At 56.5% G+C, this 13,809-nt stretch carries 7 protein-coding genes; 3 read left to right on the plus strand and 4 right to left on the minus strand.

Annotated elements, in window-relative coordinates; genetic code table 11:
- The coding region (locus ACTG3T_RS11475; RefSeq protein ID WP_439102413.1) for a cytochrome P450 at positions 1-303 on the plus strand (303 nt) is incomplete at its 5' end.
- A gap of 131 nt (positions 304-434) precedes the next feature.
- Here ACTG3T_RS11475 and ACTG3T_RS11480 read toward each other — a convergent pair.
- Together ACTG3T_RS11480 and ACTG3T_RS11485 are read right to left on the minus strand one after the other, a co-directional pair.
- A complete protein-coding gene (locus ACTG3T_RS11480; RefSeq protein ID WP_439102414.1) occupies positions 435-3,314 on the minus strand; it encodes a hypothetical protein in 2,880 nt (959 codons plus the stop codon).
- A gap of 52 nt (positions 3,315-3,366) precedes the next feature.
- The gene (locus tag ACTG3T_RS11485) at positions 3,367-6,585 is read right to left on the minus strand and encodes a TonB-dependent receptor domain-containing protein (protein ID WP_439102415.1); all 3,219 of its coding nucleotides are present in this window, start codon (positions 6,583-6,585) and stop codon (positions 3,367-3,369) included.
- A 259-nt stretch (positions 6,586-6,844) separates the two neighbouring features.
- Between ACTG3T_RS11485 and ACTG3T_RS11490 the strand changes: the two genes are divergently transcribed.
- Positions 6,845-7,033: a hypothetical protein gene (locus ACTG3T_RS11490; protein WP_439102416.1), complete on the plus strand. Its 189-nt coding sequence runs from the start codon at positions 6,845-6,847 to the stop codon at positions 7,031-7,033.
- A 34-nt stretch (positions 7,034-7,067) separates the two neighbouring features.
- Here ACTG3T_RS11490 and ACTG3T_RS11495 read toward each other — a convergent pair whose 3' ends face one another.
- Positions 7,068-8,381, minus strand: coding sequence for a M20/M25/M40 family metallo-hydrolase (locus ACTG3T_RS11495; RefSeq protein ID WP_439102417.1), 1,314 nt, complete (start codon positions 8,379-8,381; stop codon positions 7,068-7,070).
- Positions 8,382-8,623: 242 nt separating this feature from the next.
- Between ACTG3T_RS11495 and rmf the strand changes: the two genes are divergently transcribed.
- The gene (gene rmf, locus ACTG3T_RS11500; RefSeq protein WP_008295319.1) at positions 8,624-8,827 is read left to right on the plus strand and encodes a ribosome modulation factor; all 204 of its coding nucleotides are present in this window, start codon (positions 8,624-8,626) and stop codon (positions 8,825-8,827) included.
- Positions 8,828-8,926: 99 nt separating this feature from the next.
- Here the strand turns inward: rmf and ACTG3T_RS11505 are convergent, their stop codons facing one another.
- Positions 8,927-13,774, minus strand: coding sequence for an NAD-glutamate dehydrogenase (locus ACTG3T_RS11505; protein ID WP_439102418.1), 4,848 nt, complete (start codon positions 13,772-13,774; stop codon positions 8,927-8,929).
- Positions 13,775-13,809 lie beyond the last annotated feature (35 nt).

The following is a 13,809-nucleotide window of genomic DNA, read 5'->3' on the forward strand; positions in this document are numbered from 1 at the left end:
ATCAAGAAAGGCGACAAAGTCGTCATGTGGTATGTCTCGGGGAACCGTGACGAACGCTTCTTTGATAACCCCGACGCCTATGACATCCACCGCGAAAACCTGCGCAAGCATCTGTCCTTTGGCTTTGGCATCCACCGCTGCATGGGTAACAAACTTGCCGAGATGCAGTTACACACGCTCTGGGAAGAGATTCTTGAGCGCTTCGATCGCGTAGAAGTTGTTGGTGAAGCTGAGCGCACACTGTCAGTGTTTGTTAAAGGCTATAAGTCTCTCAACGTCATTCTGCATCCTAAAGGTTCCTAAAGGTTCCTAAAGCCTGACTGTAGGAATAGGAGACCGCGGGCCCTGAGGGCTCGCGGTTTTTTTTGCCCCCAATTCACAGGCAAAAAAAAGGGCGGCCCAAAGGCCGCCCAGTTACTCACTTCAGAGTTGCGTTAGAGAGAACCGTCCACGGTCCAGCCAGCCCACCAGGGGTCAGAGCCGTCAGGGTTCACCGCACCGCTGTAGTCCGTGGGATCAAAGAAGTCCGCATCAAAGTCCTGAGGGTCACCACCGGACACGCTGGGCAGCGCGTAGGAACCGCCAATGGCGTCCCAGTCGATGGGCGTCAGGCCAGATGCTGCTGTCGCCTGGGAGGACAGAATGTCATCCAATGCAGCTGCTTCGATCACTACAGAGCTGTTACCAACGCTTGGCTCGTTAGACAGTGTTCCACCGGCACCGGACTCATTTGCACAGTCCTGTACCCAGTTATTGAACACCAACGCGGTGTTGATATTGGTCTCTGCACCGTCTTCGATCTGTGCACAGGTATCGAAGGCGCCCGTTGCATCACTTGCGACAGTGATCACCATGTTGTGGAAAAAGCCACCGGTGCTGTCTTTGAACCGCATGATGAAGGGAGAATCGTCCGCTTGCTTGTCCGCAATCACCGTCGTGTTTACAACCGTGGGCTTGGACAGCCAGGCGAGAGAGCCCTCGGTATCCATCTCAAAGGCTTCGCCACTTCCGTCACCGTGCTGCTTAACAAGGACATACTGCAGGTTGCCCTGGAAACCTTCGTCCCAGTCAACAGAGTCATCGTTCGCGTTAGATACCACGAGGTGCTTCATGTTGGCGGTGCCGCCGTAGAACTCAACACCATCATCCGTCGTCTCGTGGATCTGGATGAAGTCAAACTCGGTAGCAGAACCCACTGCATTCAAGCTCAATGCGTTGATCTCGTCACCGTCAGAGTTAATGGCAACGCCATTTTCTGCAAGGATCACGTAGCGCATAGCGCCACTGTCGTCTGCTGCGTCATCACCACCAATAAAGCCCGCTTCGCCCTCACCGTCAACATTACAGGGGGTAGAATCACAGGCGTTGTGAGGTGCAAATCCGCTGATCTGTACGCCGCCCCATTCGCCAGGACCATCGATACCCTCATCAACCGAAGAGAACACGATGGGCGCCATTGCGGTACCTACAGCGTTGATCTTGCTGCCGCGGGTAATGTGCAGTACGGAAGCCGCCAGGGGATCATCAGAGGGCAGACCCACTACTGATACGCCCGGGGCAATGGTCAACGTCGCATTCACGAGAGAAGCACCGCCCTGACAGGTGGTTGCATCGGTCAGCAGGCAGTTACCGTTACCGATATTCACGCGTCCATCCAGCTGATAAACATTACCCGCCGTCAGGGTCAGGTCATTCAGGTAAGTGCCATTGAGGCGACATACCCCTGATTCCACTTCGTCCGTGCCCTCGGGGCAACCTTCTACCACCGGAGGAATGGCATTACCCGCACCGAAGTCCAGGGTCCAGCCGGCCCACCAGGGATCGGAGCCGTCAGGGTTAACCGCACCCATATACGTAGTCGCTTCAAAGAAGCTGGCATCAAAGTCCTGGGGGTCCCCGTCGGCAACACTCGGCAGATCAAAGGCCGAACCAATGGCATCCCAATCGATGGCAGTGATACCAGACGCAGCAGATGCCTGTGACGCCAGTATGTCATCCAGAGCGGCAGCAGCAATCACCACCGTACCGTTGTCTACGGAAGGCTCGTTGGAGAGCGTGCCGCCGGCACCGGAGACGTTGGAGCAATCCTGAATCCAGTTATTGAACACCAGCGCAGTATTAATATTGGCTTCTGCACCGTCTTCAATTTGCGCGCAGGTATCAAAGGCGCCCGTCGCGTCCCCGGCAACAGTCATCACCATGTTGTGGAAGAAACCACCGGTGCTGTCCTTGAAGCGGGTGATGAAGGGAGCATCATCAGCCTGCTTGTCAGCAATTACCGTTGTGTTTACCACCGTCGGCTTGGACAGCCACGCGAGGGAGCCCTCGGTATCCATCTCAAAGGCCTCACCGCTGCCGTCGCCATGCTGCTTAACAAGGACGTACTGCAGGTTGCCCTGGAAACCTTCGTCCCAGTCCACTGAGTCATCGTTGGCATTGGAGACAACGAGGTGCTTCATGTTGGCGGTGCCGCCGTAAAACTCAACACCATCATCTGAAGTCTCATGGATCTGGATGAAATCAAACTCAGTGCCAGAACCAACGGCATTGAGGCTCAGACCATTGATCTCGTCACCGTCAGAGTTGATGGCAACGCCATTCTCGGCGAGAACGACATAGTGCATCACACCGCTGTTGTCGGCAGGATCATCACCACCAATAAAGCCCGCTTCGCCCTCACCGTCCACATTACAGGGATCCGTGTCACAAGCGTTGTGCGGTGCGAAACCAGAGATCTGCACACCCCCCCACTCACCGGGTGTAGAGAAGTCCGGATCAACGGAGGAGAATATAATCGGAGCAGCTGCTGTACCAACAGCATTAATGCTGCTACCGCGGGTAATGTGCAGCACCGCCGCGTTGAGAGGATCGTCAGAAGGCAAACCGCGTACGCTAACACCGGGCTCGATGGTCAGTGTCGCGTTGACCAGGGCATCGCCGTTGTCGCAGGTTGTGGCGTCGGACAACAGGCAATTACCGTTACCGATATTCACCCGTCCATCCAGCTGATAGACGTTGCCCGCGGCCAGCGTAAGGTCACTGGTATAAGTTCCACTGAGTAAACAGGTTCCCGAAGCAACCTCTTCAGTCCCCGTGGGACAGGCTGTGGGATCTGTGGGATCCGTGGGATCCGTGGGATCCGTGGGACTGCTGCCGCCGTCGCTGCAACTGGCGTCGCCGTTGCAGACGTTACCACCGCCGGTATCGGTCGTTGGCGCATCGATGATAATCGATGCCTCATCGCCCTCAGAGCATCCGGACAGGCCCACCAGGGCCCCGGAGGCTACGAGAGCTAATACAAACTGCTTGTTCATCACTATACTCCCTAGTGGATTTTATTGACCCGAGTGGGTCTTCTGGTACTGCTTAGAATTCCCAGTCGAACCCGAGCTGGAACGTCGTGCCCTTTTCATACAGTTGGAAGATGTCACCGTCCTGGGTGTACTCAACCTCTGCGTCAAAAATATTTTCAACCCGCGCCTTGATGCTTGTTGTCTCCGACATATCCCAGCGATACACCAGGTTCAGCTCGCCACGGGACTCCAACAGCACATTGGGCCGCCCGAGGATGCCCACGTCTGCGATGGACTCGCCGTTGTGGTTGTACAGCAAGGTGAGCTGATGGCCGCCAGGCAGATTGTCGTAGCCGATGACGAAGTTGGCGGTGAATTCCGGCTGGCCCTGCAGTGCTCGCTCTTCACCGCTCAGCAGAGTGACTTCGGACTCTATATAGGATGCGTTAAACGACACAAACAGCGTGTTGTTGTAATCACTGGTGAGGAGGAATTCCTTACGGCCTTCCACCTCGAGGCCATAGAGCTCTGCGGCTTCGGAGTTCTGGAAAGTTCGCGAGTTGCTCGCCGTGCCGGACGCAGCCTGAACCACACGCTCGATGGGGTCGGTCATGTCTTTGTAGAACACGGCAGCGGACACATTGTCGGTCTCGTTATCGCCGAAGTACCACTCCCAGCGCAGATCGGCGTTAAAAATGTCCGAAATCTGGAGGTTCGGGTTACCACGAACACGCACGTTAAACTCGTTATCGAAGAACACCGCATTGGACGCTTCTTTAAAGTCTGGCCGCGCGACGGTCTGACTGATCGCAAGTCGCAGCTGCTGGCTGTCCGAATAGAACCAGTTAACGCCCAGAGCGGGAAGCAAACTGCCCTCGTCTACGATGCCCTGCACGGGGTTGCCTGTGGTCAGATCAAAGGTGTCCGTAACCTGCTCGTACTGTTCGTAACGTGCGCCGGCGATAACTTCCCATACGCCATCGAAAGTATGGTCGTACATGGCGTATACGCTGTTGTAATCAAGTTCCGCTTCGTACTCGTCGGAGACCTGGGTCCGTACCTGAAACAGGAAGCCTGTGGTCGGGCTGTCCTGCACCCCACCCTGAGTGTTGTCATCGCAGCTAACGGTGCCGGGGCCTTCACCACAGACAAAAATGTTGTCGGTGACCAAAACATTGGGCGAAGCATTGAGCGTCGCGTCAGCACCGTTGTTGAAGTAGCCATAGGTTGCACTGTCTGCATCACGCTCCCGATAGATGGCCTGAGCACCAAAGCGAAGCTGTCCGAAGCTTGCGCCATCGTCATAGAGATCCCAGGTGATGTCGAAGGAGCCATCAAAGTTATTGTCGGTCAGATCGTCATAGCGCTTGGAGGAGCTACCCGAGGAGAAAAAGAAGCCATTGAGCAGGTCGCCTTGCTCGTCGTTCGGACTTTCAAAATCGTAGCCCGCACGCAGATCCGCTGGTTCCGTAAGATTTGCCTCAGCGTTAAAACGTACATCGGTTCGTCCGGGTACATACCGCCGGGCCTGACTTCCCGTGAACTGCCACTCACCAAAAATTGATCCATCGTCATTGAGGAAATGGGACCCGACAATCTGGGAGGAGAAAAACTGTCGCTCTTCCCACTGACTGGTGGACTGATACACCGATCGAAACTCGTCTCCCTCCCGACCAACGGATCGCTCTACGAAGCTCTCCGTGGAGCGGGACACAACGTTATTCCACTCGAAGGTGTTGTTACCAATGTTGTAACCGAGGGAGACAAGTCCCGAAATATCGATATTATTGGAATAGGATTCGTAGTTCTGGTCATCAGCAACAATGCCGCTGGCGCTATAGGTTCTGCGAATACCGTTGCCGCGCTGCGTCCAGTCATTGGAATAGTTGACCGCCGCATAAAAACCCAGCTCGCCCTCACCGAGATAAAAGAGATCGCCGTAGTTGAACCCGAGACCTCCGTTGGGCGTGGTCTGTGAGAAATCCAGATCCCAATCTTCAGCAAGGAATATACCGGCTGTCCGCTGCAACTCGCGCAGCACGCTCTGCTGCAGCGTAAAACTGTTGCCTTCGTCGTCTGTGAAGGTGCCGCCGTCCTGAACAATGTCGCCGATGGTCGATACAACAATATTTTCTTTGCGCGCGCCGTCGTCCCAGCCCAGAAAATCAAAGGTACCGCTGGCTGGATCAACAGCCACGGTGTTGCCGGTTAAATCTGTTACGTAGCCCAGGGAGGCTGTGACACTGCCCGCACGCTCGTCAGGGAACGTCTTGGTATTAATAACCAGGTTACCACCGGTGGACTCGCCGGGCATAAATGGGAGAAAGGTCTTCTTGATGTCCAGCTGGTTTACAAAATTGGACGGGAACAGATCAAGGGGAACCGTCCGCTTGGTGGGGTTCGTGGAGGGCATGGTGGCGTTGTTCAAGGTGGAGGTAACGTAGCGACCACCCAGCCCGCGGATAAACACGTATTTGTCGTCCTGCACCGCAACGCCAGGCACACGAATCACGGATGCCGCCACGTCTGAATCGCCAAAGCGAGCCAGCTCCTCCACCCCGAGGGTATCTACAATAAGATTGGTGTCGCGCTCCGACAGCTCAAAACCACTGGCGTCAAAGGTGCCCAGTACAAAGACTTCCTCGATTTGCGGTGCGGCGATGGAAAATCCCGCCTCAGCTTCCGGCAGATTGATTTGCACACCGCGGGTAACACCGCCCACAACGCGGACTTCCCGAGAAACGCCGTCGGAGGAGACACGGTAAATGCCGCGAGGGATCGTCTTGGTAGCCACGCCCTGGGCGTTGGTTGACACACCACCTTGCCCATTGGATATCACCACCAACTGACTGGCGGCTGCCTCGGAGCCTTTGCGCACCGTGATTTGCAACTCGCCCGAGGGGACTTCCCGACGGTCCGCGGTGGACTCCGTGCGGGAATAAATATCCAGAATTGATGCATTGTCCCCGCTGCCAAGATTGACAATGGCATCAACCAGTTGGCCAGAGGCAGAAGAAAAACGATCCCGCAGCTCCACTCCGTCAGAGCCCGTGACTGTCAGCACCCGCTGGCCGCTGCCCGGAAGGTCGACGAACAACGACCCGTCCCGCCGCGTGACACCGGCAGGTTCGCCATTTATGGCTACCGCAGCGCCTGCGACGGCGACGCCCTCATCAAAAACGTAAACGAGAAGCTCGTCCGCAGCCCTGATTGACTGGGTAAAGCAAAGGGTGAAGCACAGAAGGGACTGCAAAACTGGCAGAAAACGCCGGGTGCCAAACACTTGTGTCATTACGACCTCTAAGTCAGGAATTTTGACGTGGCGACACGCAAGTGCGCGCCAGCACTACAGCAATTCGCGCATCCTAGGGATGTAATGTGACGGTAATGTTATCGAGTTATGACATATTTATGACAACGAACGGCCGCCGCGCACATCGACGAGCGGTCACAAAAACTTCAAGAAATTATCTTTTTTCAGCAATCAATGACTTAGACGATACATCGAGATCGTTTTGAGATTGTCTTGAGATGGACTTGGAGATTGCCCCATGGACAAGCAAACGGGAATCAACATCGCCGAAAAACAGCGTCTTCGGGAAAACATTGCGGAACAGGTGCGCAAGTTCCTGGATGCGGGCGGAAACATCGATGTCGTCGACAACACGCCCAGCAGCAACACACCGTATCGTGGCAGCATTTGGGATACCGGCAACCGCACACCGCTGCTGCCGGACTAAGACAGACGACACTCCCTACCCGGCAAGGTGACGATTATTTGCCGGGCAAACTTACATCCCCTCGGGCTACGCGATAGAGCAAAATCGCAGCGCGCTGGGTTTGTCGGGGCAAGGTGCTCAGGTCAGCGACTTCATCTACCGTGTGCCCCCCGTCTCCCATGAGACCCAGGCCATCGAGGGCGGCGTCGACGCGACCTGCCACAAAAGAGATATCCGCCGCGCCTGCGCGCCGGGGATCCACAGCGACCACGGGACCATAGCCCAGCTCTTCGCTGATGGCGCTGTAATGCTTGAGTAACTCGTCATTGCCCTCTGCCGGAGCCATAGGTGGATAGCCGTGGTTGAAACTCAACGTCGCGCTGGTTTGCGCGAGGTTGTCGTCAACGATTCCGCCCATGAGACGTTCAGCGCGCGCGATTTGTTCGGGACTGATGGCACGCAACCCCCCGGTGATAACCGCCGACTGTGCGATGACGTTGTTCTTCCCGAACACACTGCCCCGGGTATTACTTTCATCGTGATCAATATCCGTGCCCGCCATGACCAATCCCGGATTAAAGGTCAGGTTGGGGATCGCCGACAAAGCAACGCGCCAGCCATCCAGTATGCGGGCGGCTTCCAGGGCAGCGCCGAAGCCAATGTCCTCACGAAAGATCTGCGAGGAATGCGCCGGCTTCCCGGTCACCGTCAGCTGCCACTCACTGGAGCTCCTTCGGGCCGTGACCGCAGTGGCGGGGTCTCCATCACCATCCTCAAAGCCCAGAGCAATATCCGCCCAGTCCGCGGCAGCGATAAGCTCGGCGTTTGCCAAATCCAGCGGACGCCCCCGGGACTCCTCATCACCCGTGAGGATCACGCGTAATTGCAGCTCATCCAGGACGCCGGCAGCATCGAGGGCTTTCGCTGCCTGCAGAATGATCACATTCCCGCCTTTCATATCAGTGATACCCGGGCCTGCGGCATGGGTTTCATCAACACGCTCAAAGCGTTGAAAACTGCTGTCTTTGGCAAACACCGTGTCGAGGTGTCCGATAAGCAGAACCTTTGGCCCGCGGGACCCATGCTCTGCAACGAGGTGCCCACCCCGACCAAAAGGCGTTCCATCCACCCAACGGGTCTGAAAGCCCGCGTCGGCAAACGCTGCGGCAAACACTTTGCCCACCTCCCGCACGCCGTCGGTATTCATGGTCCCGCTATTGATGTTCACCGCCCGCTCCAACAAAGCCAGTGCATCCTTTTTCCCGTCATTCACGGCCTCTCGGATTACAGACTCGGTTTCATCAAGGGCAAAGGCACTGGACAGCAGGCTGATGGATAAAACGATGCCGCATAATCCTCGTAAGGGCATGGGTGGGATCCTTGTTGTGAGTGGGTGAAGCGCTTGTCTATGACCGGGGCATGGTGCCCGGAGTTCAAACTGATCACAAATCCGCATCGGGTGCCGTGCAGCGCTCACCCAGCGAATTGTGAATTCTTTATATCATTGCGGCATACGTACGCTTGTATCCGTAACAAAAAAATAGTAGCGAAAACGATTTATCTCTGCTTATATACAGCTAAGCCCCTGTGTAAAACATGAGAGGAATAGCGATGCGCCGACAGAAACGCGATATGACTGCTCGAGCTTACGAGCGTGGTTATCAGGCAGGAGTATCTGGTCGGAGCAGCGAAAGTTGTCCGCACACCACGGAACAACAACGGATCAACTGGATCACAGGCTGGCGCGAAGGCCACGCCGATCAACTAGACGGACTCATCGGTGTCTCGGGAGTACACCGCCTGCGCATGCAATGACCTTGACTCCATAAGTCGTGTCACCGGCGGCGTGGTAACGCTGGCGCGTAGTCCTGCCTGCTGAGTTCGCAAGAAAGTGCCCAGTCAACTTGGTCAGGGCTACACCCTTCGGCTGCTCTGCGCCAGGTCCAGAAGCTCGCGGTTTGCGACGGCAAACATAGCAAAGTCCGGCGACGAGGTCGTATGCAGCTCGCTGAGCATGTCTCTCCAGCGCTTGAGTAACGCACTCTCCTGCTCCTCCCAGGCGGTGATGCAGGCAACAACATCACGATCGTCACGACCATCAGGACGGTCACGACGCAAACGAAGCACCCCCTGAGCCAGCGTACACTGCTGCCACTGGAGATCCTCCATGTAGGCCTCCCGAGCCATAGCCTGCCACTCATTCTCGACCTTGCTGCCGAGTACCTGGGCACCAAACCAGTCCAGCTCCAGGCGCTCTCCCAGATGATAGTAGAGCGTCGCTACCTCTATGAGGTCATTTTCCGTCTGCGCCGAAACATCGACGATGGCAAGGGCTGTAGCCGCATGCATGCAGCCAGCCACACGGGCAGCGGTCTCCTCGCCGACCCCTGCATCCATGTAATGTTGCAGACGGGCCTCGTATTGCTCAGCCGCCCGGCCGCGAAGAAGGTCCGGAAGCGCCACCTGCATTTGAGACACGCCCTGAACAAACTCATCGATCATGCTCGAAGGCGTTACCTGATGGCGCCGATTACGCAGCACCCAGCGCGTTGCGCGCTTCACCAGACGGATGACATCGAGCATCATCTCTATCTGAACATCGGAACCCACCGCAAAATCCAGTGCTTCAATGCCTTCCCACAAAACGGATATGCCAAAAATATCCATCACCGCCGTATAGGCACGGGCCACATCAGCCACCGGCGCGCCAGTGGCCTTTTGCTGTCGCAATACAAAGTTCAGTCCCATGCGATTCACGATGTCATTGGCAATCTGAGTACACATGATTTCCCGGCGAAGGCGGTGCTCAGCCATGTCTTCAGGATAGATTTCCTGCAATTTGGCGGGAAACGCGGTGGCAACCGCCCGGAACAAATGGGTGTCACTGCCCAGATCAGAGGCAATGAGCTCCTCCTTCAAAATCGCCTTGCTGTAGGAAATAAGAACCGAGAGCTCCGGACGGGTCAGACCAATATCCTGAGCGCGCCGGTCAACGAGTGCTTCATCTGTGGGCAAAAACTCCAGCCCCCGGTCCAGGCGACCCGCGTTTTCCAGGGTAGATATCAACCGTCGATACTCGCCGCTGCGCACCCGCGCCTCGCGCTCGGCAATACTGATGGCCTGCACCTGCCGGTAATTATTGGCGAGCACCAGTTCAGACACAGACTCCGTCATGTCTTCCAACAGCTGGTTTCGGTGCTTCTCGGTGAGATCTCCTCTCGCCACAATGGCATCCAGCAAAATTTTGATGTTGACCTCGTGGTCCGAGCAATCGACCCCCCCCGCGTTATCGATAAAGTCCGTGTTGGAGCGACCACCACCAAGGGCAAACTCGGTACGGGCAAGCTGAGTGATGCCAAGATTGCCCCCTTCGCCTACGACCTTGCAGCGCAGATCCCTGGCGTCCACGCGCAAAGCGTCGTTAGCCTTGTCCCCCACGTCCGTATGGCTCTCGAGGCTGGATTTCACGTAGGTGCCGATGCCACCGTTCCAAAGTAGGTCAACCTGGGACCGCAAAATGGCGCTGATAAGCTCCGTGGGGGTCATCTGGTTTACCGTAATGTCAAAGCGCGCCTTCATCGGCCCAGAAATCGGCACGGACTTGGCGTTGCGGCTGAATATGCCACCGCCCTTGGAAATCAGGGATGTATCGTAATCCGACCAACCGGAACGGGGCATTGCGAAAAGACGCTCCCGCTCGAGATAGCTTTGCTGTGCATCGGGATTCGGGTCTACAAAAATGTGCATGTGGTTAAACGCGGCGACCAGACAAATATGCTGAGACAGGAGCATACCGTTGCCGAACACGTCCCCGGACATGTCGCCGATACCGACAACGGTGAAATCGGTAGTGGCAACGTTGACGTCCATCTCCCGGAAGTGACGCTCTACCGACACCCAGGCGCCCCGAGCGGTTATACCCATTTTCTTGTGGTCATAGCCCACGCTGCCACCAGAAGCGAAGGCGTCCCCCAGCCAGAACCCGTACTCCTCGGAGAGCGAGTTGGCAATATCTGAAAAGGTCGCCGTGCCCTTGTCCGCGGCCACAACGAGATAGGGGTCCTCATCATCCTTACACACCGTCAGCGGTGGACGCACGATGCGGTCCTCTTCCCGATTATCGGTAATATCCAGGAGGCCACGGATAAAGGTTTTGTAGCAGGCCACGCCCTCTTCCTGAGCCTCGTCGCGGCTCATCTCGGGACGCAGGCGCTTGGCCACAAACCCTCCTTTGGCACCGACCGGTACGATCACCGCGTTTTTCACCTGCTGGGCTTTCACCAATCCAAGGACTTCGGTTCGGAAGTCCTCCAGACGGTCGGACCAGCGTAAACCACCCCGCGCTACCTTGCCGCCGCGCAGATGCACGCCCTCGACCTGCGGGGAGTACACAAATATTTCGTAGAGCGGCACCGGCCGGGGGATGTCGGGAACGTCCCCCGGACGCAGCTTGAAGGAAAAATAAGATTTACTGTCGCCCAGCTCGCCCTGCTGAAAAAAGTTGGTGCGCACGGTTGCGCTAATCAGCTCCACGTACTGGCGGATAATTCGATCCTGGCCGAGATTCTCTACCTCATCCAGCGCCGAGAGTATGCGTTCGCGGACCGCCGCCTCCCGTTGGTCACGCCATTCGTCATCACCGTCAAAGACCGGCGAAAAGCGGGTAAGGAATAGCTCCACGATACTCGCGGAGATGGACAGATGGGCCGCCATGGTCTCTGCTATATAACTGCGTGAATAGGGGAAATTGATCTGCCCGAAGTAACAGGCGTAGGCGCGCAGCAGCGCAATCTCCCGCCAGCTCAAACGGCTGCCGAGCAAAAGGCGGTTAAAAGAATCACTCTCGGCCTGTCCGTACCAGATCCGGGAAAACGCGTCCTCAAACTCCTCCTTTACCTGTTCCAGATCAATATTTTTAGCCAGGGAGTAGATCAGGCTGAACTCCTGGATCCAATAGCGGCCCTCCGATGCCGAGTGAACGGGATAGGCGCGTTCTGCAACCACACGCAGGCCAAGGTTTTCCAGAATCGGGAGCACATCTGACAGGGGCAGCGGCGACCCCATGCGATATAGACGCAGCTTGAGATGGTCATCTTTTTCTTCCAGCAGGCGGTACAGGTTCATACCCAGACGATCGCTGCCGTTCAGCCCGAGAATATGCTGTATATCCAGCACCGCCACCCGGGGATCAAAGTCATCGCGGTAACCCGGCGCAAAGCCTTCACCCAGCTCTCTCATCAGCTGTTCGCCGCGCTCTTCCCCGAATTCTTCCAGCAACCGGAGCCGCAGTCGATCCTTCCACGCTAACGTTGCCTGCACGATCTGCTCCTCGATTTCGTTGACGTCATACTCATGATTCTGCGACGGATCTACCCGCAATACGAAATAAACCCTGACCAGGACGGACTCGGTGAACTGCGTATTGAACTCGGACTCCTCTGCGGAGAACGCCCGGGAGAGAATACGCTGGATATTGATTCGCCGTTGCGTGGTGTAGCGGTCGCGAGGCATGTAAAGCAGACAGTTCACAAACTTGCCGTGAGCATCCTTACGCACAAACAGTCGCGTGTGGCGACGCTCCTGGATGCGATTCACTGCCGATGTTGTGGCATACAAAACGGCACTTGAAGACTGAAAAAGTTCGTCCCGGGGCATCAGTTCCAGAACACGTTTGAGCTCCCGCCCATCGTGTTCTTCCTCCGCGAGCCCCGAGAGCTCCAGAACCTGGCTTACCTTGCGGCGGAGGATGGGTATTTCCGCAGGGTCCGTGTTGTACACCGCGGCCGTGTAATGCCCCAGGAAGCGATGCTGCCCCGTGACCGCCCCGGCCTCGTCATAGGTTTTCACTTCCACGTAATCAGGATAGGCCTGACGATGCACCCTCGCTCTGCGTCGCGATTTGCCAAAACTTAGCTGGCGACGATGAAACTCCTCGGGCGCCATCCACGCCAAATCGTGCTTGAGGTCCACCGCACCCCGGGTTTCCAAACCGCGAAGGACGCCGAGATTGCAACTGCTGTCGACGTGAACATCGCCATCCTCAACACGGAGATACTCGTAGCCCAGGAACGTCATATGGTCATCGCGCAGCCACTCGATAAATGCTGTGGCCTCATCGCGAAAATCCTCGCTGACGCAAGCGGCATCATTGATGCGCTGGCGGGCCTCTTCCAGGCGCTCGCGCATTGCTTCAAAGTCGTTCACCACCATGGCGACTTCTTCAAGAATCTGCTGAAGACTATCGCGAAGCTCATCCAGGTCACCGAGGTCGCTGTGCCGCGTGATCTCAAAATACAGCAGGCTCTCGGCGGAGCTCCCCGCGCTCTCTTCACCGGACTTCAGAAGCCTCTGCAGCTCGCCGGTTCCGTCCCGCTCCACGAGCAAATTGCAACTCGCCAGGCAGTGAATACCCAGGTTCCGCTGATTGATTTCGCCTCGGACCGAAGCAGTACAAAACGGCATATCGCGGCACAGTATCGCCACGATCGTAGAGGTGCTTTCCCAACCATGACTGCTGATCTGCGGGTTGAGCAGACGCACCTTCGGTGACTCACCGGACCAGCTCTGCATAAATCGCAGAAGACCGTAGAGCAGGCCGTAGAGGTTGTCGGGAGAACGGTCACGCATGTCCTCCGCAGAGAAGCGACTGAAAAACGTGTCGGAAAGACAACTGAGATCATCTTCGTGGTCCGCGTCTGCCCGTCTGGCAACGATCCCCGAAATATCGTCAAGCAAAGCCTGCTTGAGTGTCTCCCACGCCATGGCTCATCTTCCCCTGTATTTACGTGCTCGTTATT

Source organism: Congregibacter sp. (assembly GCF_965660375.1).
Lineage (GTDB): Bacteria > Pseudomonadota > Gammaproteobacteria > Pseudomonadales > Halieaceae > Congregibacter.